21 protein-coding genes are annotated in these 20796 nt (G+C 67.0%); 5 read left to right on the top strand and 16 right to left on the bottom strand.

What is annotated here, in order from left to right:
• The first annotated feature begins 3 nt into the window (after window positions 1–3).
• Complete coding sequence (locus tag SYV04_RS23490; protein ID WP_321548102.1) at window positions 4–930, top strand: LysR family transcriptional regulator; 927 nt, start codon at window positions 4–6, stop codon at window positions 928–930.
• A 111-nt stretch (window positions 931–1041) separates the two neighbouring features.
• Window positions 1042–1470 (top strand): tellurite resistance TerB family protein, encoded by a 429-nt coding sequence (locus SYV04_RS23485; protein WP_321548101.1) that lies wholly within the window; start codon window positions 1042–1044, stop codon window positions 1468–1470.
• Here SYV04_RS23485 and SYV04_RS23480 read toward each other — a convergent pair.
• From SYV04_RS23480 to SYV04_RS23450, 7 genes are all read right to left on the bottom strand, one after another.
• Window positions 1467–2876: a cytochrome P450 gene (locus SYV04_RS23480; RefSeq protein ID WP_321548100.1), complete on the bottom strand. Its 1410-nt coding sequence runs from the start codon at window positions 2874–2876 to the stop codon at window positions 1467–1469. The two genes, SYV04_RS23485 and SYV04_RS23480, sit on opposite strands and share 4 nt — an antisense overlap.
• A 1-nt stretch (window position 2877) precedes the next feature.
• On the bottom strand, window positions 2878–3267 hold the full coding sequence (locus SYV04_RS23475; RefSeq protein WP_321548099.1) for a DUF1304 domain-containing protein: 390 nt from the start codon (window positions 3265–3267) through the stop codon (window positions 2878–2880).
• A gap of 8 nt (window positions 3268–3275) precedes the next feature.
• Entirely contained in the window at window positions 3276–4076 is an 801-nt protein-coding gene (locus tag SYV04_RS23470; RefSeq protein WP_321548098.1) for a hypothetical protein, read from the bottom strand.
• Between the two features lie 53 nt (window positions 4077–4129).
• A complete protein-coding gene (locus SYV04_RS23465; RefSeq protein ID WP_321548097.1) occupies window positions 4130–5464 on the bottom strand; it encodes a glutamine synthetase family protein in 1335 nt (444 codons plus the stop codon).
• A 15-nt stretch (window positions 5465–5479) separates the two neighbouring features.
• Window positions 5480–6178 carry a cysteine hydrolase family protein gene (locus tag SYV04_RS23460; RefSeq protein WP_321548096.1) on the bottom strand — a complete coding sequence of 233 codons (699 nt, stop codon included), beginning with the start codon at window positions 6176–6178 and terminating at the stop codon, window positions 5480–5482.
• The gene (locus SYV04_RS23455; protein WP_321548095.1) at window positions 6175–6981 is read right to left on the bottom strand and encodes an N-formylglutamate amidohydrolase; all 807 of its coding nucleotides are present in this window, start codon (window positions 6979–6981) and stop codon (window positions 6175–6177) included. The genes SYV04_RS23460 and SYV04_RS23455 overlap by 4 nt, the downstream gene beginning before the upstream one ends.
• Before the next feature lie 153 nt (window positions 6982–7134).
• Window positions 7135–7560 (bottom strand): OsmC family protein, encoded by a 426-nt coding sequence (locus tag SYV04_RS23450; RefSeq protein WP_321548094.1) that lies wholly within the window; start codon window positions 7558–7560, stop codon window positions 7135–7137.
• Between the two features lie 206 nt (window positions 7561–7766).
• Here SYV04_RS23450 and SYV04_RS23445 point away from each other — a divergent pair, with 206 nt between their 5' ends.
• Complete coding sequence (locus SYV04_RS23445; RefSeq protein ID WP_321548093.1) at window positions 7767–9005, top strand: ComEC/Rec2 family competence protein; 1239 nt, start codon at window positions 7767–7769, stop codon at window positions 9003–9005.
• A gap of 113 nt (window positions 9006–9118) precedes the next feature.
• Here SYV04_RS23445 and SYV04_RS23440 read toward each other — a convergent pair whose 3' ends face one another.
• The 4 genes from SYV04_RS23440 to SYV04_RS23425 form a co-directional block, all read right to left on the bottom strand.
• The gene (locus SYV04_RS23440) at window positions 9119–10102 is read right to left on the bottom strand and encodes a vWA domain-containing protein (RefSeq protein WP_321548092.1); all 984 of its coding nucleotides are present in this window, start codon (window positions 10100–10102) and stop codon (window positions 9119–9121) included.
• A 516-nt stretch (window positions 10103–10618) separates the two neighbouring features.
• Window positions 10619–11890: a chymotrypsin family serine protease gene (locus SYV04_RS23435; RefSeq protein ID WP_321548091.1), complete on the bottom strand. Its 1272-nt coding sequence runs from the start codon at window positions 11888–11890 to the stop codon at window positions 10619–10621.
• A gap of 201 nt (window positions 11891–12091) precedes the next feature.
• Entirely contained in the window at window positions 12092–12622 is a 531-nt protein-coding gene (locus tag SYV04_RS23430; RefSeq protein ID WP_321548090.1) for a hypothetical protein, read from the bottom strand.
• Between the two features lie 112 nt (window positions 12623–12734).
• Window positions 12735–13118 (bottom strand): hypothetical protein, encoded by a 384-nt coding sequence (locus tag SYV04_RS23425; RefSeq protein WP_321548089.1) that lies wholly within the window; start codon window positions 13116–13118, stop codon window positions 12735–12737.
• A gap of 243 nt (window positions 13119–13361) precedes the next feature.
• On the opposite strand from SYV04_RS23425, the gene SYV04_RS23420 reads away from it, so the two are divergent.
• Window positions 13362–13682 carry a hypothetical protein gene (locus tag SYV04_RS23420; RefSeq protein WP_321548088.1) on the top strand — a complete coding sequence of 107 codons (321 nt, stop codon included), beginning with the start codon at window positions 13362–13364 and terminating at the stop codon, window positions 13680–13682.
• A 59-nt stretch (window positions 13683–13741) separates the two neighbouring features.
• On the opposite strand, the gene SYV04_RS23415 is transcribed toward SYV04_RS23420, so the two are convergent.
• A complete protein-coding gene (locus SYV04_RS23415; protein WP_321548087.1) occupies window positions 13742–14125 on the bottom strand; it encodes a protease inhibitor I9 family protein in 384 nt (127 codons plus the stop codon).
• 451 nt (window positions 14126–14576) lie between these two features.
• Here SYV04_RS23415 and SYV04_RS23410 point away from each other — a divergent pair, with 451 nt between their 5' ends.
• Window positions 14577–17195, top strand: a complete 2619-nt coding sequence (locus SYV04_RS23410) for a serine/threonine-protein kinase (RefSeq protein WP_321548086.1) — start codon at window positions 14577–14579, stop codon at window positions 17193–17195.
• A 30-nt stretch (window positions 17196–17225) separates the two neighbouring features.
• On the opposite strand, the gene SYV04_RS23405 is transcribed toward SYV04_RS23410, so the two are convergent.
• The 4 genes from SYV04_RS23405 to SYV04_RS23390 all read right to left on the bottom strand — a co-directional run bounded on the left by SYV04_RS23405 (window position 17226) and on the right by SYV04_RS23390 (window position 20538).
• Complete coding sequence (locus SYV04_RS23405) at window positions 17226–17771, bottom strand: hypothetical protein (protein WP_321548085.1); 546 nt, start codon at window positions 17769–17771, stop codon at window positions 17226–17228.
• A 230-nt stretch (window positions 17772–18001) separates the two neighbouring features.
• The gene (locus SYV04_RS23400; RefSeq protein ID WP_321548365.1) at window positions 18002–19342 is read right to left on the bottom strand and encodes a sigma 54-interacting transcriptional regulator; all 1341 of its coding nucleotides are present in this window, start codon (window positions 19340–19342) and stop codon (window positions 18002–18004) included.
• Window positions 19343–19410: 68 nt separating this feature from the next.
• Entirely contained in the window at window positions 19411–19806 is a 396-nt protein-coding gene (locus SYV04_RS23395) for a hypothetical protein (RefSeq protein ID WP_321548084.1), read from the bottom strand.
• A gap of 132 nt (window positions 19807–19938) precedes the next feature.
• Complete coding sequence (locus SYV04_RS23390) at window positions 19939–20538, bottom strand: hypothetical protein (protein ID WP_321548083.1); 600 nt, start codon at window positions 20536–20538, stop codon at window positions 19939–19941.
• Between the last annotated feature and the right edge of the window lie 258 nt (window positions 20539–20796).

The raw sequence follows: 20796 nt of genomic DNA, 5'->3' as shown, positions 1-20796 counted from the left end.
CGTATGGGACGAGAATCCGCCTCAACCGACCGGATCGCGCTGATGCAGACCTTCGTGCGCATCGTCGAGGCCGGCAGCTTGTCCGCCGCGGCGGTCCAGTTGCACACGACGCAGCCGACGATCAGCCGCCGGCTGCAGGCGTTGGAGCACTTCTTCGGCGTGCGGCTGCTGCAGCGCTCCACCCACGAGATGAAGCTCACCAAGGACGGTGAACGCTGCTACGACCGCGCCAAGGCGTTGCTGGAAGGCTGGGCCGCGTTCGAGGCGGACGTCCGGGGCACGAAGGACGAGCCTGAAGGCCTGCTTCGTGTGGTGGTGCCGCATGCGCTCGGGCAGGTGCGGCTATGCGCGCCGATGGCTCGCTACTTGCGCGAGCATCCGAAGGTTTCGATCGAATGGCTGCTGCGTGACGAGTTTCACGACTTCATCGGGGCGGGTGTCGACTGCGCGATCCAGGTCGGCGAGCTGCGCGATGCCTCGCTGGTGGCCTGGAGGTTGTCGGAGATTCCACGCATCGTCGTGGCCTCGCCTGCATTGCTCGGCCGACGCAAGGCGCCCGAAGAACCTTCGGCATTGGCGAGCCTGCCGTGGCTGGCGCTCAGCACCTTCTACCGCGACGAGGTGGCCCTCACCCACCTGGACGGCCGGCGGCAGGTGCTGCCCATCCGCCCGCGCCTTGCCACCGACAGCCTCTACGCGATGCGCACCGCCGCGCTGGAAGGCACCGGGGCCTGCATCATGTCGTCCTGGCTGGTGGCCGATGACCTTGCCGAAGGCCGCCTGGTGCATCTGGTGCCGGACTGGCATGCGCAGGCGCTGCCCGTGTGGCTGGTGTACCCGCACGCCCACTTCTACCCAGCGCGGCTGCGACGTTTCATCGAGGTGGTGCGGACCTGGGCTCGCACAGCAGACGCTCAGGCAGCGCCGTGAGCGTGAAGTTGTCGCGCGGCGTACTCGGGGAGCGCACCCGGAGGAAACCGTTTCCGGTCCTCGCGAGCGCCCACTATCCTGCGCCACCGAGCAGCCCGCCCAGGAGACGATATGTCGCGCGAGTACCCCCAGGAGCAATTGCTGGCGTTCGTGCAGGCCATGGCCAACGTAGCGGCGAGCGATGGCCGCATCACCGAGGATGAGCGCCAGCAGCTCGATGACGTGGTGGCGGGCGTCGGCCTGTCGCCCCGCGACGAGCATGTCGCCGCACTCATCGAGAAGGAGTTCCAGAAGCCCAGCCGCCTCACCGACATCGTCAGCAAGATCGAGATCCGCGAGCTGCGCGTCTCCCTGCTTCGCATGCTCGTCGAGGTGGCGTGCGCCGACGGCGAGATCGCGCCCCAGGAGCGCGCGTCGGTCAAGGAGGCCGCCAGCGCCTTCGGGATCGACGTGTCGGTCGCCGACGAACTCATCGACTGGACGCTCGCCTCGATCAAGCTCGAGCAGCGCGAGCGCGAGATCATGGAGAAACTGAGCTAGTCGAGCGGGACGGATACTCTCGCCTGGCGCTGCTTCAGCCGCACCCAGACGCCATTCCGGGTGTTGAGGCTGCCGCCAAGCTGCACCTGAGGCATTCGCCCGGCAATGGCCGAGGCCTGGAAGCGCTGGGCCACCCGGGCGAGGATGAGCTGGCCCTCCATGAGCGAGAACTCCTTGCCGATGCACTGCCGTTGCCCCGAGCCGAACGGAATCCAGGCGTGCTTGTGGCGCCCGGCGGAGCGCTCGGGAGTGAAGCGCTCTGGCTCGAAGCGCTGGGGTGATTCCCAGATCTCCGGGTGGTGGTGCAGCACGTAGGTGAGCACCGCCATCTGAGTGCCAGCGGGGATCCGGTAGCCGTCGAGCTCGTCGTCCTCCTCGGCGGTGCGGGGGATCCAGTACGAGGGTGGGTACATGCGCAGGGCCTCCTGAAGCACGCCCCGCGTGTAGGTCAGCTGCCGCAGGTCTTCGAACCCAGGCTTGCGCGAACCGAGCACCGCATCCACCTCGGCATGGAGCCGCTGTGCGGTCTCAGGCTGCACGGAGAGGAAGTGGAACGCCCACGCCATGCTCGCGGCGGTGGTCTCGTACCCCGCGACGAAGAGCGCCACCGCCTCATCGCGCAGCTGCGCGTCCGTCATCTGCTTGCCGGTCTCCTCATCCGTCGCATGGAGCAGCAGGGAGATCAGGCTGTCGCCCGTATCGGCGCTCCGCCGCCCGCGAGCCAGAACCTGGAAGACAATCTCGTCGATGGTGCGAATGGCCTCGCGGTACCGGGCGCGGCCCGGAACGGGGACCCACGGGGGAAGGGAGTTCGTCACCAGCCCCTTCATCATGTAGGCGTTCACGTAGGTGAACGCCTGCGCCACCTGCTCCGTCTCCCTTGGCTCCAGACCGCTGCCGAAGAGGGCGCGCACCAGCACGTTCATCGTCACGCGGGTGAAGGCCTTCGCGGCATCGAAGGGTTCCCCCGTTCTGGCTGCTGGCTCCCACGCCTCCTCGAGGCAAGCATCGATGGCCTCGACCATCTCCCCGATGAGCGAGACGAGCCGCTGGTGATGAAACGCGGGCTGGATCATCCGCCGCTGACGCTTCCAGAACTCCCCCTCGCTCACGGGCAGGCCATTGCCCAGAAAGCTCCGGATGGAGTCCCACATGGGACCGCCCTTGGTGTAGTTGCGCGCGCGATCCACGAGGACGTGCTGGGCGTGCCGGGGATGGCACAGGGCGACGGCCTTGCCGAGGCCCAGGTCCAGGAGGAAGAGCTCGCCGGCCTGACGCCGTGCCTCCTCCAGGAAGTCGAAGCGCTGCGCGAGCAGCCTGGGGAGGTTCCCCACCAGTGGCAGCCCAGGCACTCGGGGCGGCAGCCGCTGTCCGACGCCTGGAGTCCCCATCGTGGAGTCGGGCATCTCAGCCTTCCCGCGAGACGGTGCGCTGATGAACCACCAGAACGATGAGGGCCACGAGCGCTGGCAGCGCCTGCACCACCAGGATGGTGCGCTGGGCCGTCACGCCTCCATAAATGCCAGCCACGAGCACGCAGCCCAGGAAGAAGGCGCGCACACGGAGGGCCCAGCGCACCTCGCCAATGAGCAAGCTCCAGATCAGCCCGGCGGCGAGGAAGCCATTGTAGAGACCTTGATTGGCGGCCAGTACCGCCGCGTCCCGAGCCTGCTCCGGCGTGCGTTGGAAGGTCCTCAGCCCCAAGGGCGTCTGCCAGAGGAACATCTCCAGGGTCAGGAACCAGAGGTGCAGCAGGGCAATCACGCCCGTGAGCACGTTGAGGAGGATTCTCATCATCGTCCCGCTCATTCGGAGCAGTCCTCGCGCTCCTCGTTCTCACGCTTCGTGGTGCCGGCGGAGACAGACGTTCCCTTCACCGTCACGGGGGTGACCTCATCCGCCCCCACGACCGAGCCGCACTCCGCGACGCCCGCTCTACACTGGCGGGTCAACACCAGCGTGCTGCCGCCCGAGGCCTTGATGCCGGTAACCTCGCAGCGGAAGGCCATGGGGCCATTGCGCGGATCCCCGGTGACGTCCTCCTCGCCCACCACGTTGTCCCAACCGAGCACGTCTCCACCCTTGCCCACCAGGACGAAGTAGTACTGGGTCCGCGTATAGGAGTCCCCGCCCTCGTCCTCTTCGGGCGTGTGGCTCTCCTCGTGGGTGATGACGCGCAGGGTGGCGCCGTCGGGCAGCTTGAGGCGCTCGTTCCGGGCCTCCAGCGCAGGACCTTCCTTACTGGGACACGCCAGCATCTTCGCGGAGACCTTCACCTCGCGCGAGTAGGTCTCCGGGGAGAGCACCTTGATCTGCTCCAGGAGCGAGCCCGCCTCGTCGGAGGGGCAGACGCCGAGGAGCCACACCCAGAAGCCGGGCTTGAGTCCGGGCAACGTCTTGCTCTCGATGAGCCGGGGATGGCCCTCCGCGAGGACGAAGCCCGTCTTGGCGAGCAGGTTGTTAATGCCGTCCCAGGCGGACCTCTGGGCCTCGGCCTCTGCCTTGCTCTTCGCCCCCTTCCAGATGAGCGCGACGGGGTTCCCAGCCTCGGCCTGGGAGGATCCAACCAGGACCAGCAGCCCCAGAAGCACGACGATTGAACGCATGACACCACTCCCCCTTCTCCAGAATGCGGCGCGGCAACGCTTCTGCTGCGCTCTCAATAGACGTCAGCGTAGCGCCGACAGAGCGCCGCGGGCTCCAGCCCCGCCACGGCCTTCAGCTCGGTGCGCTTGAGCGACAGGTAGCAGGCCAGCAGATCCCTGGAGAAGCTGTTGCTCAGCGTCGCATCAGCCTCCAGGGCCGAGAGCGCCTCGGGCAGCGAGGCGGGCAGCCGACGGGCACCCACGCGCTCGCGCTCGGCCTCGGTCAGCTCAGAGGGATCGCCGTTGACGAGCGGGGGCACCGCCAGCTCGCGTCGAATCCCATCCAGCCCCGCGTACACCAGGGCCCCCAGCGCGATGTACGGGCAGGCGGTCGCATCCGCCGGCCGGTACTCCAGGTTGAACTGGCGTGACACATCGACGCCCGGACGATCCTCCACCGGGCAGATGCGCACCGCGGCCTCCCGGTTGCGGTAGCCCAGGCACGTGTACGCCGCGCTCCAGTGGTGCGGCATCAGGCGCAGGTAGGAGGCAACACTCGGCGCGGTCAGCGCGCACAGCGCAGGCAAGTGCGCCAGCACACCCGCGGCGAAGCGGCCCGCCACCGTGCTCAGTCCACCAGGCCCCTTCGCCTCGTAGCTCACCGGCTGGCCTTCCCGGTTCCACAGACTGAAGTGGATATGCACGCCGTTACCCACCCCCTGGGGGTTGAGCTTGGGGGCAAAGGTAATGCGCTTGCCCAGGCGTGCGGCGACCTCGCGGCAGATGTCGCGCACGAAGACAGCCCGGTCCGCTGCCGCGAGGGCCTCGGCTGGGCGGCACAGCACCTCGAACTGGCCCGCCCCGTACTCGGGCAGGAACATCTCGGGTTGTTGCTGGGCCTGGTAAAGCGCCGCGATGATCTGGCTGCCCAGCGCATCCTCTGCCCTCAGCGCACGCAGGGAGAACGCCGGCCCAGGAGGCGCCTGGTCCACCAGCATGAACTCGTGCTCGAAGGCGACCTTGAGCCTGAGCCCCGCCACGGACTCCAGCTCCGCGAGCGCTCGCCGCAGGTAGGTCCGTGCGCACGAGTCCCAGGCGGAGCCGTCCGTGTGGACGATGTCGCACAGCATGTAGTGCAGCGGGGTGGCATCCGGCCACAGCGAGACCCGGACCTCCGCGGCAGGGTCGGGCTTGAGGCGCAGGTCCCCCTCCGAGCCCCAGGGGTTCGGGTCGGCGATGACGTCGAAGGGCGTGAGCGCCTGATCCGCTGGCACCCAGCCCACCCCCTTCTCCAGATAGGCGTCACGCTCGGAGGCTGGAACCGCGCGACCTCGGGTGACTCCGCTGAGATCGTTGCACGCCAGCATGAGCAAGGGCTCGCCGGGGGTGAGCTTGAGCTCGGTGATCATGATCGTCCCTGCCTCTCAGGCGACCTGCGCGCCTGTTGTCAGTCGTTCCAACTCCGCGATCATCTCGTCGGTGCTCCGGGTCCGGCAGTAGTGGCCCTTCATCGCGTGGATCGAGTGCTCGTGCTGCTCGGGCGTATAGCTGGCGCAGCAGTCCTCGATCTGCGTGACCATGAAACCTCGGTCCGCGGCGTCTCGGATGGCGGACTCGACGCATTGGTCCGTCAGCACCCCATAGACGATCAGGTACTCGATGCCGAGGTTGCGCAGCACGTACTCGATGTTGGTCGAGTTGAAGATGCCGGAGGACGTCTTGGGGATGATGATCTCGTCTCCGACGGGCGCTACCTCGTCGATCACCCTCCCCTCCCAAGAGCCCTTGGGAGCGTGCAGCCGGGAGATCTTATGATCGAGGCTGCGATCACGCCCATCGCGCGTCAGGCTCTCGATCGTCGTGAAGATGACCTCGAGGCCCGCCTTGCGAGCCGCCGCCTGCAGGCGCTGCTGGTTGGGGATGACCAGGCGCTCGACGCGCTCGTAGTAGCTGGCCTTGCGGCTCTCGGGAGTCCCCGGCTGCCGGGCGCGGTCGCGAATCTCCCGCGACACCTCCATGTTCTGCATGTCGATGTTGAGCAGTGCCGTGCGGCGCGGTTCGATGGAGCGCTCGCGGTAGGCCCCACCCTCGGCGTCAATGGGAGGCAGGTACACGGGCTTCATGAGGCACTCTCTCTGGCAGGAGGGGCCAACACTTCCGGAAGCACCGCGCGCAGCGCGTCCGCGAGCCGCTGGGCCCAGCGGTGCTGGGCGTGCTCGTCGCCGAGAAGGTCCTGGCGCATCTCGATCAGGGTGCAGGGCAGGCCGCGACGCTCCCCATGCACGGGAATGGAGTAGTCGGAGTCATCACTGACGGCATAGGGCTCGTTGTCGCCGACGCACAATTCAGGCTCGCGACGGAGCGCGCGGATCAGGGCGGGACCCACCTGCCTGTCTCGGTGATAGGCGAGGCCCACGTGCCAGGGGCGGCTCTTGCCGCCGAAGCGATCGGTGAAGCTGTGGACGCTGACGAGCAGGGTGGGACGCGCCTCGGCCTGGCGTCGGTCGAGCAGTGCGCGGATGGCATCATGGTACGGGTGGAAGAGCGCCGCCGCGCGCGCGGCGCGCTCCTCGGCAGGCAGGGCCTGGTTGGCGGTGATGACGGTGCCGTCACTGGTCTCGGGGATGGAGCCACGCGCGGCCAGGGGGCGGTTGCAGTCGATGACCAGCCGGGAGTAGCCGCTCATGAGCAGCGGCGCATCGAGCAACCGGGACAGCTCGAGCGCCACGCCTTTCGCGCCGAGATCCCAGGCGATGTGGCGCCCGAGCTCCGAGGCAGGCAACCCCAGCTCGGCCAGACGCCGAGGGACGCGGTTGCTCGCATGATCACACAGCAGCACGCAGGGGGATGCGCCGTCGAGGTTGTGCGCGCTGAAGGAAGGGGACTCGTCTGGCTCCAGCCAGCGGTGGGGCACGGGATCGGTCATGGCGGTGGCAGAGAACTCGCCCCAGCATATCAGGCCCGAGCCCCACCGGGTGGACTGGCCATGCGGTGGGTGATGCATCCCTCCCCGGCACCCCTCCCCCACGGGTTTGAATCCCGTCGAGGACGCGGCGCCGGGTCTCAGCCCTTCAGAGGCTCAGCGTGCGAGCGACGCCTTGAGGGTGATGTTGACGCCCGCGAGCGCCTTGGACACGGGGCAGCCCTTCTTCGTCTCCTCGGCGATCTTCTGGAACTGATCGTCGCTGATACCGGGGACGCTCGCTTCACAGGTGAGCGTGATGGTGGTGATGGCGAAGCCAGCGCCCTGCTTCTCGAGGTTCACGTCCGCGGAAGTCTTGATGCTCGTGGGCTTGTGGCCCGCCGTCTCGAGCCCGAGGGACAGGGCCATGGAGAAGCACCCGGAGAGCGCCGCGCCGATGAGCTCCTCGGGGTTGCTCCCCTGCTGTCCCTCGAAACGGGTGCCGAGAGAAAAAGGCGCCTCGGGAGCGTGGGCGGGCTTCATCACGCCCTTGCCGTCCTTGAGGCCGCCGTTCCACTGCGCGCTGCCCTTGCTGATTCCCATGTCTTGCGTCTCCCATGAAGAGATGGAGCGGTGAGCCCGCCCCTCGGGTGCTCGCGCAGGGTAGAGCCCCAGTGCTGCTTGTCACTGAGACTCTGGAGCCTTCCCCTCCAGAGGGTTCACCTCCGCACACGGGCGGTCCGGCTTGAGATTTCTGGCCCCTTCCCACGGGCGGTGAGATGGTCGAGGCACCTGGTGGAGGGAAACCCGTGGCCTGGAGTCTGGAGATCCATCACCTCGACATCGGGCAGGGCGACTCCACGCTGATCATCGCGGAAGACGATGGCGTCGGAGTGGGCGCCGTCGCGCAAGTGCGAGCCGCCTTGGTGGATGGAGGGACTCTCGGCAAGGGCGATGATGTCCACGACTACATCACCAACGACGCCAACCTCAATCAGGTCGATGTCATCGTGGCCACTCACTACGATGCGGACCACTTCGGCGGGCTGCGCCGCATTCTCTCTCTCGCCACTCCTGAGTACGACAATGCGCTCATCTTCGATCAAGGAGAGCCTGGGCAGCTCAGCGTGAAGAGGAGTCGAGGTCCAGGAGGCTACGTCCAGAACATCATTGGGCGGGAACGGGACTACAACGACTACCTGACCGCCATTGCCAGCCGCGGTGCGCGCACTCGGGTCACAGCCAACGTGAGCGTCTCCACCACGAACCTTCTCATGCAGGGGGCGGGGTGGGAGGATCCGGACTGGCTCCTGGGTCAGGAACTCCTCTGGCATGGTGCCGCGCCACCGGTGGGTGCGCCAACGATCACCTGCATCGCCGTCAATCAATATGTCCACGGCGCTGGGGGGCCATTCCAGTCGGGCATGGCCGTCGACCCCAAGAATGAGAAGAGCATTGCCCTGCTCGTGCGCTTCAACAACTTCCGCTACTACATGGGCGGCGATATCGAATCCACCCAAGAGACCCAAATCGCCCAGCAGCTGAACCCCGCCAACAACGCCAATGGGCGTGTGCTGGCCATGAAGGTCAGTCACCACGGCAGCGATCGTTCAACCCTGGGGACCTTCGTCAATCGCCTGCGCCCGAGCGCTGCATTCATCTCGTGCGGCTACAACAATACCCACCACCATCCGCGCCCAGCGGTGCTCCAGAACCTGCAGAACTGCGGTCAGCTCCAGAACTACTACCTGACCGCCGATCGCAACGATCAGAAGTTCCGCACACGGGTAGGCCGGAACACCCTACCCGCGGTCGCGCCCAATATGGCGGCGGCCTATACCGCCAAGGCAGTCGTGGCGGGCTGCTGGGGAGGGCTGTACGACGCAGGGGCCGGGGTGGAAGAGGGCCACATCGTCCTCTCCGTCACGGCTGCTCAGTCCCTGCAACCGGTGACAGGGGTTTTGCCGATGGGGACACATCGGTTCTCCGTGGCCTGCGCCAGGGCTAACGTCAACGCCTACCAGAACGCCCCGATCCATCACGACTGATGTTCCCGGCACCGCCATGCCCCTCCCACCCCAAGGTACGCTCTACGCTCCAACGTTTCGACGGAACAACGATTCCTTGAGCTAGCGCGGTGAGGGGAGGCGGGAGCGAGGGCTCAAGGAGCGAGGATGCGGTTGAGCTCACCGGACCTCAGGAATCTTCTGCCACACAGGAGCGTGGAGGGATTGCAGAAGTCGGAGTCACCACACTCCGCGCTCGTGCCCTGAGGACAGGCGCGAGCGGTATCGCCGGCCGTGGCCAGCGAATTGAAGACCTCGGGAAGCTGACCCATCCAAGTATCATCCCCCACCGCCAGGACGTACGTACGCACGCCCCGAGAGCGCAGGCCGTTCAGCAGGGACACCGGGACGTCCAGGTCCAGGCAGCCGAGGCGCGTCAACTGCCCCATGCATGAAAACGCGGTGCAGCGGCACAGGGCGGGGTTGGAGCTATCGTTGACGTTGTCGGCGTTGCAGTTGGGAGGACCATCCGTGACGATCACCACCAGGTCCCCGGCCATGGCGGCGGCGGAGCCGAGGGGTGTCTCTCGCGCCACCATCTCCAGCGTGTCGCCCAGGGGGCTGCTGCCCGCGGGAGCGGGGAGGTTCTGGATCGCCTGCAGCACCGCGTCCGCCGAGAGCTGAAGGTCCTCGGGCTCATCTCCCGTGGGCGGAGAGACCTTCATCTGAGAGGAAGAGCTGCAAGCCTCCTCGAGTGTCGAGCTGCCGGTCGTGGTGGCGGGGAAGAACGCCAGGCCGTAACGAGCCTGGGTCGCATGGCTGGACAGGAATTGCTCCAGTTCGGCCTTCAGGGTGCCCAGGCGCGTGGGACACAGCGCGGGATTGCAGTTGTCCTGTCCCTGCGTGCCGCACAAGCTGTTATCGGCCATCTGGCAATCCGGGTCGTTCGCGTCGACAGGGAAAATCAGGGTAGCGGAGCGATCTACCACGAACACCACATAGGGCTTGCGCGAGGCGGTGCCTCCATCCGGCTCGGGGATGCCTCCGTCCGCGCCCGGCAGTCCTGCATCCATCCCCGCGTCCGCGTCCGGGAGTCCCGCGTCCATCCCCGCGTCCGTGTCCGGGAGTCCTGCGTCCATCCCCGCGTCCGCGCCTGCAGGGGGCTGCTCCGGATTCGAGCAGGCCGACGCCAGCGCCAGCAGCACTCCCAGGAGAAGACCTCCACACCACCTTGGTGGCTGGCACTTCATGTGTACACCTCGCGCAGAATGAGAGCCGGCACCTTAACACTCCACGGAAGCCACCTCACCGAGTCGAGGCGGGTGGTAGCACCGCGACGATCCGCAAGGGCCCGCCCGAGCCACCTCGAATCTTCATGGGTAGGGCTAGGATGAGCGCGCCGCGCGCTGGGAGCTACTCCAGCGCGGCCAACCCAGAGTTGCGAAGACGAGCACACCGACAGCCAGCAGCTTTCTCATGTTTCTCCCCCCATGGGCACCAAGCCCCGGGGGTATGCTGTCACTCCCTGGGAACAGGCCCATCCGGAGAGTGCCGGGAGAGTGAATGAGCAGACAGAGGGCGGATTCGGAGCATCCGCCCTCTTGCTGGGGACCTCTGTCGTTGGGCGCTCAACACCCCTCCAGCCAGACACTGGCTCAAGGGCCGCTGCTGGCCGACTCCGCCGCGACGTCCAGCGTCCCGAAATCCTGTTCAATGCTGCCGATCGGGCTCATCGCCGATCCCCAATAGATCCCGACCAGTTCCACGTCCGAGTCGGACCCCGGCACCCGGCGAAAAACCGGCGAGCCACTGTCCCCGCTGTACCCTGCCCCACCTCCCCACATCTGGCAGAAGAGCCGGGTATTGCCATTCTGGGAATTGGCACAAGTCGCCGTGACCTTCCCAGACGTCCACCCGGTCCTCTGGCCCACCTTGTGGACCCGCTCTCCGACCGCTACGTGGTACGCCTTGCCCACGATCCGGAAGAACGGCTTGTCATTGTCGATCTGAAGGTGTGCAACGCCCACGGGATCGCCGCCCGTGTAAGCGTTCTCCTGTTCGGTCCGGAAGATGTAGCCGAGATGGGCCTCGGACTGCACGGCGTCGTCATAGTCCGTGTACGCCGCATCACTGAAGCGGCAATAGTTGCCCTGCGGGCAGGTATAGGTCGAACCGTTGTAGACGACGCTGCCCCCCGTCCAGAAGGCAGGATCCTCCGTGGTCGCACCGAGTCGGTCACTCACCCAGGGTCCCTGATAGAGTACGGTATTGAGGTTGGTGCAGTGTGTGTTGGTGAAGAAACCGAGCTTGCCATTCCTCCGCACGTTGAAACCAAGGGTGCAATAGCCCCCGGAGTAGCGTTTGATCTGGAGACCGCCCGCGAGGGGTCGGTTGCGATAATGCAGATAGGTGTAGGCCGTCTGGTGCTCCTGGACCGGCTCGGACTCCTGGATGATCACCGCCGCTGCCGGAATCAGGAGCCGGGCCAGTGCTGCCTCCAACTCCGCTCGGACGGCGGGTGACACTCCCACCGCGACCCGGTTCCGCACCTCGTCCACGTCGGTGAAGATCAGGCTGGAGAGCATCTCTGCATCCAACCGGTCACGCCACCGGCTCAGTTCCACGAAGTCGTACTGCCCCTGCTGTACGACCATCGATCCACTGCCTTCGACCCTGCGTGCGGAGAGCAACTCACGGGCGGCGTCGAGCTGGAGCGAGGGCTGCGTCAGCACCACATTCAGGGCACCCGAATCATCGTAGTAGTACCCGCCGAAGCCCGGCACCTCCTGCGCGATTCGGGTGAACTCCTCATCAATTGTCAGCGTAGGACCGGACGAAGTCAGGTTGACGTCATCCGTGCATCCGGCTGTGCTCATCGCCAGTACCATCAGCCCACCGCACCAGATACGACTCAGCAATGCATGCATGGTCCGCTCTCCTCTCTGGAAGCAGGACATGACAACAGCGATCATGTCTCTGATCAGGGCTTTCAATGAGCCCTGACTTCACGAACACTACGCATTGCCATGCACGAACGATGTGCGCCGATTCACATGAACGATGTGAATCAATTCACTTCTGGCGACCACAGATATGCACGGTATCTGCGGCTTCCATCTGAGTGCGCTTCATCCCAGGATCGCCGCGATCTCGAACCATCCGCCGTCGACCACCTCGACCGAGATCGATCGTGTGGCTCGATCCACCTGCATGCGCACGAAATCCGCGCCGCCTTCTCGCCGCAGGTTGGCGTAGAACACCAGCCCCTGCGGATCCCTGTGCGGCGCCTCCCAGCGCGCCAGCCCGCGCTCCCCAATGGTGCCGCTGCTGATCACCTCTGGCCCTGGCTGGTCCAACGTGAGGTAGCTCAGGTCCTCCTCCGTGCGAACCACCCGCGCATCGGTCGTCAGTTCCACCAGTTCCATCACCTCCTCGAGGCTCGTCTCCGAGTCCAGTTCCGCCTGCGATCCTCGCAGCGCCTCGCTCAGCTCCTCGACGGATCGCGGTGCTGGCACGAACCTCTCACCGAGCGCCAACCACACCCCGCTGCGTACCCACGCCAGCCGCACCCCAGCCAGCTCCGTCCAGTGCTTCGCCCCGAGTCCCTCGAGCCTCGCGCGCAGCGCTGGCTCGGCCTCGTTGATGTCGTGCTTTTCCATCGCAGCACTTCCTCCACTGTGAGACTCGACATCGAGCATAGGAGGCATGGCAGCTCTTGTTGAGGGGGACGAAGCAGAGGGGCCGAGAAGGGCTTCCCCCAAGTGCCACCGCTCAGGACTTCAAGAGCCGGCCGCTCTTGCGAATCCACAGGACAGCGACCCACGTGGCCAGCATCGCCAATGGAAGGAAGACCGGTGCGAACATCACCGCTGCTCCCAACCCTTCGTGCAGGCCGTGGAAGAACACGATGCCCGTGAGCGCGTAGACACCGAGCATTCCGAGCTGCGCCCGCCATGCCCCGCCCCGCTGGTACGCGCCAGTGACGATGACCGAGATTCCCACCAACGCGCCCGCCGGCACCGCGCACAGTGCGACCAACTGCAGCAGCTCGGACATCCACCCCTTGAAGTACACCAGCGCGAACGGCGGCGTGGCGACGACTGCGTACAGAATCCCGAGTGACGCGCCCTTCCCTGCTCCCACCAAGATGTTCATGCATCCTCCAGTTCCGGATGATGTGCTGGGAGGAGCCTCGACGCGGGGCCCACAGGGCTGAGCGGCGCGTTCCCGCCGGTGAACGGTCGAGCATTCTCTGGGAACCGTCTTCGGGAGGGCCATGACAACTACGACCCGAAGCGGATGGCCCCGGTTGCAGCGGAGGCAAATTGTGGCCAGTGGCTTGCAGGCGCCATGGCCACGCTGACCGGAGCCTTTCCCACTCAATCGAGGAGCAACCTCATGAAGCGTGTTCTTGTGGCAGTCCTGCTCGCCGCGGCAACTGTGATGGCGGGCTGTGACAACAGCGGAGACGATCAGGACCTGACGGAGTCCAAGGTCCGGCTGAAGTCCGGAGAGTCGTTCGATGGGGCGCAGCGGTGCGGCGTCGACATGGCGCAGTGCGCCTCGGGGCTGTCCTGTGTGGTTGTGGAGCTCGAAGGCGCGCAGGCGGAGGCGCTGTGCGTGAACGAGCAGAACCTCTGCAATCAGCTCGAGTGCGGCCAGGGCGAGTGCGCGATCCTCAAGTCCTATCCCGCCCGGGTGGTCTGCCTCTCCCGTTGACGCGGAGCCCCTCGGCACGGGGCGCGGAGCCTCGTGCCAAAGCAGGACGGCCGTGAGCTTCAGTCCACCTGGACGTAACCGTTCTCGTTGATGTAGTCCACGTCATCCTCGCAGCGGAGGGAGCCCACGGTCTCGGGGCTGAGCGTGGCGGCGAAGCCCTTGAGGGCTGCCTCCCAGCGGGAGCTCGCGGTGAAGCCGTGCTTCCTCTCGAGCTGCTCTATCCGCGCGAAGGGGTCATCCAGATCCTCATCGAACACGATGATGTATGAGTCCGGGACCTTCTCGCCGGCATGGAGCTTGAGCGGCGCGGGGGAATCACAGGGAGAGACGTACAGGGCCAGCCGCGCATCCGTCTCCTGGGGTGATGAAGTGATGCCCATTCCGCAAGCCGTGAGTACCAGGCAGGAGGCCAGTGCCAGTCCGAATCGCTTCAGGTGTCGCATGCGTTCTCTCCTGTACGTCCCAGGGTGCGCTCTCAGGGAGCAAAGCCCGGGCCGGCCGTTCGCCGAGAGAACTTCGCGCAATTTCCTGGGAGCCAGGAAGCCAGCCCCCTCAGATTCTTGAGGGTCAGGGGGCTCCGCCTCGGAAAATTGCCTCAACGGCGAGCGCGGACGGCCTTCTTCTTCCTCGGCGAGCGCGTCGCGCAGCATGGGCTCCGTCGTCATCACCGCGCGACGCCGCTGAGCATCGCGATCGCCAACATCTCTGCCTGCTCGGGCACGTCTATACTTTGGCGCCATGAGCAACCCTCCTCCCGCTGAAGACGAAGCCCGCCTTGGCGAGGAGGGAGTAACGGAGGCCAGCCCGCCGCCCGAGAAGAAACGCCAGGAGCCACCCCTCAGCACACCTCTCCCCCCGGCCTCGTCTCCTCCCGCCAAGGACGCCGGGCTCACGATGGAGCGAGGCACCCGCGTCGAGCGCTACGTCATCCTCAAGCCCGTGGGACAGGGCGGCATGGGCGTGGTCTATGCCGCCTATGATCCGGAGCTGGATCGCAAGGTGGCCCTCAAGCTGCTGCGCCCGGACAAGGACCCGGCCCCCGGCGGCTCGGAGGAAGCGGCCGGGCTGTTGCGCGAGGCCCAGGCCATGGCCCGTATCTCCCACCCCAATGTCATCACCGTGCATGACGTGGGGACGGTGGGCGAACGGGTCTTCATCGCCATGGAGTTCATCCAAGGCCAGAACCTCCATGAGTGGCTCCGCCAGAAACCTCCCCCCTCGCCGAAAGAAGTGCTGCGCCTGTTCCACCAGGCGGGACAAGGCCTACGCGCGGCGCACCAGGCAGGGCTGGTACACCGGGACTTCAAGCCCGCCAATGTCCTCCTGGGCCAGAACGGCCGCGTCTGCGTGACGGACTTCGGCCTGGCGCGGCTCACTCCCCTGGCCAGCGACGAGGCGGAGACACCGGTTCAGGAGCAGGAGCCACTGAGTCGGTCGAGCGCGCTCGAACTCGCCACGGCGCTGACACAGGCAGGGCTCGTGCGGGGCACACCAAAGTTCATGCCGCCCGAGCAGTACCTGGGCAGCGGCAGCGGCGCGGACGCACGCTCGGACCAGTTCAGCTTCTGCGCTTCATTGTTCTGGGCGCTGTACCGCAAGCACGCCGTGGAGCCCCGCCTCATGGTCGAGGCGGCCACCGAGGCGGCGCACCGCCAGGGCAAGGCGCCCCCTGGCACGGAAACCTGGCGGCTGCTGCCGCACGGCACCGTGAAGGCACCTCCCACGGATGTCCATGTCCCCGCCCGCGTGCGACGCGCGGTGATGCGAGGCCTGTCCCTGCACCCGGAGGATCGCTTCCCTTCCATGGAGGCGCTGCTGGAGGAGCTCTCGTGGGAGCAGCGCCGGGGCACCCGCCGCGGAGTCCTCGCGGCCCTGGGCCTGATGGGGGCGGCCACGGCCGGCACCGGCCTCTTCGTCCACCACCAGAATCAGGTGTGCGCGGGGGCGAACTCCCTCGTGGCCTCCGTGTGGGGCCCCACCGAGCGCCAGAAGCTGGCGACCGCCTTCAGCGCCACGGGCAGGTCCTTCGCCGAGGAGAGCGCCCAACGGGTGACGCGGCTGCTGGATGCCTATGCCGGCCAGTGGGCCCGCCAGCACACCGAGGCCTGCGAGGCCACCCGCGTGCGCGGTGAGCAGACGGAGGCGCTGCTGTCCTTGCGGATGGTGTGCCTGGAGCGTCGCCGCAAGAGCCTGGGTGCGCTGGTGGGCTTGTTCACCGGAGCGGACGGCAAGGTGGTGGAGCGCTCCGTGGATGCCGCCTCCGCGCTGCCCGGGCTCGCGGACTGCCGCGACATCGAGTCCCTGGCCGAGCAACCCGCGCTGCCCGACGACCCCGAGCGCCGCGCGTCCGTCGAGCAGCTCGGCGAGCAGCTCGCCCAGGTCCGCGCGCTGCTCGATGCGGGCCGCTACGCCCAGGGGCTGGAGCTGGCGCGAAAGCTGGAGCCCCAGGCGGCTCTCACGTCATACCGGCCGCTCCAGGCCGAGCTGAGCTACCTGCTCGCATGGCTCCTTCACCAGCAAGGCGAGGTGGAGCAGAGCCTAGGCCAGTTCGAGCGGGCCCTTCAGGATGCCGAGGCGAGCCGCGCGGACCGACGGCGTCTGGAGGTGCTCACCCGCTTCATCTACGCGCTGGCCAACAACGGCCATCCCGAGGAGGCGCGCCGATGGGGGGACCTGGCGCAGGGCGTGCTCGAGCGGGTCGGCAACGAGCCGCTGGTGTCCTTCGATCTGAACGTCAACCTCGGCTACACCGCCCTCTTCGCCGGGCGCTACCAGGAGGCGTGGGACTCCTTCTCCAAGGCCCGCGCGTTGGAGGGAGCACTTTCCCCCGAGGACTCTCGACGGGCCAAGGTGAGCCACGCCCTGGGCCTGGCGGCGCTGCGCCTGGGAGACCTTCCCAAGGCCATCGCCTTGCTCAGCGAGTCGCTGCGGCGCACGGAGGAATTGAAGGGGCCGCGGCACCCCGACGTCGCCATCCGCCAGAGCATGCTGGCCACGGCCTATCGGGAGAGCGATGCGCCCGCTCAAGCACTCGAGCACGCCCAGAAGGCGCTCGCGGTACGCCAGGCCGCGCTGGGGCCGGAGCACCCGTCCGTGGCGGACGACCTGGATGAGCTGGGCGAGTGCTTCCTGCTGCTGAAGCGCCATGACGAGGCCCTGAAGTCCTTCCGCGACGCCGAGGCCCTCAAGCGCAGGGTGTTCGGAGCGGACCACCCGAACCTCGCCCATTCCCTGGACGGCGTGGGCAGGACGCTCCTGGCCCAGGGCCGCCCCGCCGAGGCCCTCGAGCCGCTCCGGCAGACGCTCGCCTACGAGAACACGGACCCGGAGCTCCTGGCGCAGACGGGCTTCACCCTGGCCCAGGCGCTGTGGGCCGGGGGCCAGGCGCCGGAGCAGGCCCGCGAAGAAGCACGACGCGCGCGGGAGCGCTACACGGCGCTGGACCAGCAGAAGAAGGTGGCGGAGATCAGCGCCTGGCTGGAACTCCGAAGCGGAAGAGCCCGGGGCCCCTGAAGAAGGCCCGGACCTCTCGCGACACAGCGGCTAGGCCCGGGTGCCGCCGTTGTGCCGCGCGCTGAAGATGGCGCGGCTGGCCTCCCGCTGCAGCTCGCGCAGCTGGTTGTACTCCGTCTCGTCCATCGTGCCGTCGGACATGGCGTTGCTCTTCGCCTCCTCGATGCGGGCCTGCTGGTCCTTCAGGGTCTTGGCCTCCTCGGAGGTGAGGGAGCCATCGCTGATGCCCTTCTCGATCCGGTTGCTCATGTTCTTCTGGTGATGCTCGATGCGGGGAGCCCGCTCCTCGGCCGTCACGGGGCTCTCGGAGGCATTGTGCCGCTGCTCGAAGATGTCGCGGCTGGCGCCCCGCTGCATCTGCCGCAGCTCCTTGCGCTCCTTCTTGTCGATCGAGCCGTCGGCCAGCGCGCGGCTCGCCGCCTCCCCGATCTGGGCCTGCTTCGCCGACAGACCCTTGGCCTCCTCGGTGGTGAGGGTGCCGTCCGCCATGCCCCGCTGGATCCGCTGGGCCTGGTTGCTCAGGCGACGGGTGATGTTGGAGGCCGGGGAGGAGGAGGCAGAGCCGATCGCGCGCATGGTTTTCTTCCTTATGAAGCAGCGGGTGGGTGCAGCGTCCGGAGGGGCGCTGTTGTGTGACCTTGCCTACTGCTAGGGGCGTGCCACACACCCAACCGACTTGCGGCACAAGGTGTGTCTCGTCTTTTCAGGGGTTTAGCGAATGGGAGCACCGCACACAGGCGCTGGAGGCAGGTGCTGCCCCCGGCGAGTCCCGTCGCCACCTGGCGACAGGAGTCGCCACCCCCAGCTCAGTGCCCGTCCAGCTCGTGCTTCTTCAGCAGCTTGCGCAGGTAGAACCGGTCGATGCCCGCCTCGCGCGAGGCGCGAGAGACGTTGCCCTCGCACCGCTCCATCAGGCTTCGGAGATAGTCGCGCTCGAAGCCCTCCAGAAGCCGCTCCTTGGCCTCCTTGAAGGGCAGATCCAGATCGGCCGCGCTTGCGCCGACAGCGGGTGCCAGCGGGTCCGCTGTCATCTCGGGCAGCGACTCCTCGCCCAGGTTCACCACCTGCTCCACCACGTTGCGCAGCTCGCGCACGTTGCCAGGCCACGGGTACTGGGCCAGCAGCGCCCGCGTCTGCTCCGACAGCGCGCCCGGCTGCTTGTCCATCCGCCGCAGCACGGTGTCCACCAGTAGGGGGATGTCCTCGGGCCGCTCACGCAGAGGCGGCAGGGTGACGCGCAGCACGGCCAGCCGGTGGAACAAGTCCCGGCGGAACTTGCCGGCCTTCACCGCACTCTCCAGGTCCACATGCGTGGCCGCGACCACCCGCATGGCCACGGTGCGGTAGTCGTTGGCGCCCACCCGCTTCACCTGGCGCCGCTCCAGCGCCCGCAGGAGCCGGGGCTGAAGCTCCAGCGGCAGCTCCCCCACCTCATCCAGGAAGACGGTGCCCCCGTTGGCACGCTCGAAGGCCCCGGCCCTGTCACCGTGCGCCCCGGTGAAGGCCCCCTTCACATGGCCGAACAGCTCGGACTCGATCAGAGAGGGCGCCACGCCGGCCAGATCGACAATGACGAACGGGCCCTGGCTGCGCCGGCTCTGCTGGTGAATGGCCTCGGCGCACAGCTCCTTGCCCGTGCCCGTCTCGCCCTGCACCAGCACATCCGAGTCCCCCGCCGCCAGTCGCTCCAGCAGGGTGAACAGCTCGCGCATGGGCCGGCTGTTGCCCACCAGCGCCCCAAAGGACTCGCGCGAGGACGGAGGAACGATGCGCTCGCGGGACTCCTCCGGCACCAGCTTGAACTCGGTGGTGCCCACCTGGAGCACCGCCCCCACGCGGACCTCCAGCTCGGAGAAGCGCATCTGCTCGCAGAAGGAGCCATTGCGCGAGCCCGCATCCACGGCCCGCACGCCGTCCTCGCGCACCTCGAGCCGCAGGTGCTGGCGCGAGACGGCCTTGTCGCTCAAGACGATCTCGCAGGAGGGGGCACTGCCAATCCGGTACTCCCCCGGTTCGAGCGGGACACTGCGGCCCACATCCGGCCCGGAGAGCACCAGGAGCTTCAGACGGACCCGCGTGGGGACGCGCACCTGCTGCAGAGGAGTGGTGTCAACCGCCTCGAGCTCCTCATCTTCCTCTGGAGGCACGGGTGCCAAGCGGCCGGATGCTAGCACACGCCGTGCGCCCGGCATCCTCCGCGAGACAAGCCCCTACGCTACTTCACGCAGGGATCACCCAGCAGCCGCTTGATGATGCCGGAGCGTTCCTTCTCGGCCTTCCTGACGCGGTCGAAGACGCCCTGGTCCCGAGGGAAGGGGCTGGCCTGGAGGTGCTCGAGAAGCTCGAGGGCCCTGGGCTCACCCTGCAGCGTGAGCCGCAACAGCCGCTCCTCGAACCGCGGCATGGCCAGGCCGTCCGGCAGCACGGGCCGGGTAGCGCCGTTGCGGTTCGCCTCGCGGGCGAGGAAGGCGATGCCGAATTCGGACCGCTCCCGGTCCACGGACCCACGGCCTCGCTCGGTGTTCTTCCCATCAGGGCCCTTCACTGCCCCCTTGTCCGAGGTGGCGGTCCGGGTCGAGGGAGAGAAGGTTCGAGCAATGTGAAGGGGCACAGGTCCGCTCCTCGGGAATCACTCTACAAAGGTATTCTCTCAAACGAGCGGACTTTGTTGCGTACTTTGTGTGCAGATACTTCCATTCGGCCCACTCAGGCATAGAGGTAGGCCAATGTACGCACCCCTCCCCTACTTCCAGCTCACGCTGTAGACGCAGCTCGAGCCATTGCGGCTGCGGCAGTTGGACTTGTCGTGGGTGACGATCGCCGTGGGTTTGAAGCGCTGCGCGAGCGCGGTCACCATGCCCTCTTCGAACGGACACGGGTAGGACGTGGTGGACTCCACGGTGATGCGGTTGGCGACTGCGCCGACCGTGGGCTTGTAGTGGCCGATGCCCTCCTTCATCTCCCCGGTGTCCGGGTTGAACAGGGGCTGCCCCTTGTAGCCGTGGTTCATGTAGTAGCCCATGTCCATGGTCTTGAAGGCGGAGAGCAGGTCGGTGACCTGCGGCGGAAACACCGCGTTCTTCGGGACGTGGACGCCCACCTGACGCAAGGTGAAGTTGCCGAACTCCGCGTGGATGCGGTCGAACACGCGCAGGAAGCGATCCAACGGGTACCACCCGTCCGGCTTGAACTGCACCATCATCATCTCGTCCGCGGTGCCAATGCCCTCCTCCAGGAGGAACTTGCTGGCGATCAGCGTGAACGAGCCGAACCCTCCCATGATGTTCTGCAGGTTCGCCCCGAGTACCTGGTAATCCTTGAAGTCATCCCTGTTCTTCACCATGGCTCAGCCCCCACCAGCGACGCAGCGTCGCCCGATTCTTCACGTCACACTCGATCGAGCCTACCTCCTGCGTTGGCTCGGATACAAGCCGCACAGGCTCGTGCGCTGACCGTACAGCCAATCAGATGGGCGGGCGCGCCCTCAAGCGATCAGAACGTCGGGCCCTACGACTCCAGGTAAGAAATTCGCCGCTCTGCGTCCTTGTGCCTGGGACGAAGCCGCGGGCGAGGCATGCCCCCCACGGCGACGCTGCCCGCT

This window comes from Hyalangium ruber (assembly GCF_034259325.1).
Classification (GTDB): domain Bacteria; phylum Myxococcota; class Myxococcia; order Myxococcales; family Myxococcaceae; genus Hyalangium_A; species Hyalangium_A rubrum.
The sequence above is the reverse complement of the archived record's forward strand: the minus strand, read 5'-3'. Positions and strand labels throughout refer to the sequence as shown.

Coding starts and splice junctions, on each gene's coding strand:
- SYV04_RS23460 (WP_321548096.1), bottom strand. CDS start 6,178: ATGAAGCCCGTGTACCTGCCTCCCATTGACGCCGAGGGTGGGGCCTAC.
- SYV04_RS23440 (WP_321548092.1), bottom strand. CDS start 10,102: ATGGACGCAGGACTCCCGGACACGGACGCGGGGATGGACGCGGGACTC.
- SYV04_RS23455 (WP_321548095.1), bottom strand. CDS start 6,981: ATGACCGATCCCGTGCCCCACCGCTGGCTGGAGCCAGACGAGTCCCCT.
- SYV04_RS23480 (WP_321548100.1), bottom strand. CDS start 2,876: ATGCCCGACTCCACGATGGGGACTCCAGGCGTCGGACAGCGGCTGCCG.
- SYV04_RS23410 (WP_321548086.1), top strand. CDS start 14,577: ATGGAGCGAGGCACCCGCGTCGAGCGCTACGTCATCCTCAAGCCCGTG.
- SYV04_RS23405 (WP_321548085.1), bottom strand. CDS start 17,771: ATGCGCGCGATCGGCTCTGCCTCCTCCTCCCCGGCCTCCAACATCACC.
- SYV04_RS23435 (WP_321548091.1), bottom strand. CDS start 11,890: ATGCATGCATTGCTGAGTCGTATCTGGTGCGGTGGGCTGATGGTACTG.
- SYV04_RS23485 (WP_321548101.1), top strand. CDS start 1,042: ATGTCGCGCGAGTACCCCCAGGAGCAATTGCTGGCGTTCGTGCAGGCC.
- SYV04_RS23390 (WP_321548083.1), bottom strand. CDS start 20,538: ATGGTGAAGAACAGGGATGACTTCAAGGATTACCAGGTACTCGGGGCG.
- SYV04_RS23475 (WP_321548099.1), bottom strand. CDS start 3,267: ATGATGAGAATCCTCCTCAACGTGCTCACGGGCGTGATTGCCCTGCTG.
- SYV04_RS23430 (WP_321548090.1), bottom strand. CDS start 12,622: ATGGAAAAGCACGACATCAACGAGGCCGAGCCAGCGCTGCGCGCGAGG.
- SYV04_RS23490 (WP_321548102.1), top strand. CDS start 4: ATGGGACGAGAATCCGCCTCAACCGACCGGATCGCGCTGATGCAGACC.
- SYV04_RS23450 (WP_321548094.1), bottom strand. CDS start 7,560: ATGGGAATCAGCAAGGGCAGCGCGCAGTGGAACGGCGGCCTCAAGGAC.
- SYV04_RS23425 (WP_321548089.1), bottom strand. CDS start 13,118: ATGAACATCTTGGTGGGAGCAGGGAAGGGCGCGTCACTCGGGATTCTG.
- SYV04_RS23470 (WP_321548098.1), bottom strand. CDS start 4,076: ATGCGTTCAATCGTCGTGCTTCTGGGGCTGCTGGTCCTGGTTGGATCC.
- SYV04_RS23415 (WP_321548087.1), bottom strand. CDS start 14,125: ATGCGACACCTGAAGCGATTCGGACTGGCACTGGCCTCCTGCCTGGTA.
- SYV04_RS23420 (WP_321548088.1), top strand. CDS start 13,362: ATGAAGCGTGTTCTTGTGGCAGTCCTGCTCGCCGCGGCAACTGTGATG.
- SYV04_RS23465 (WP_321548097.1), bottom strand. CDS start 5,464: ATGATCACCGAGCTCAAGCTCACCCCCGGCGAGCCCTTGCTCATGCTG.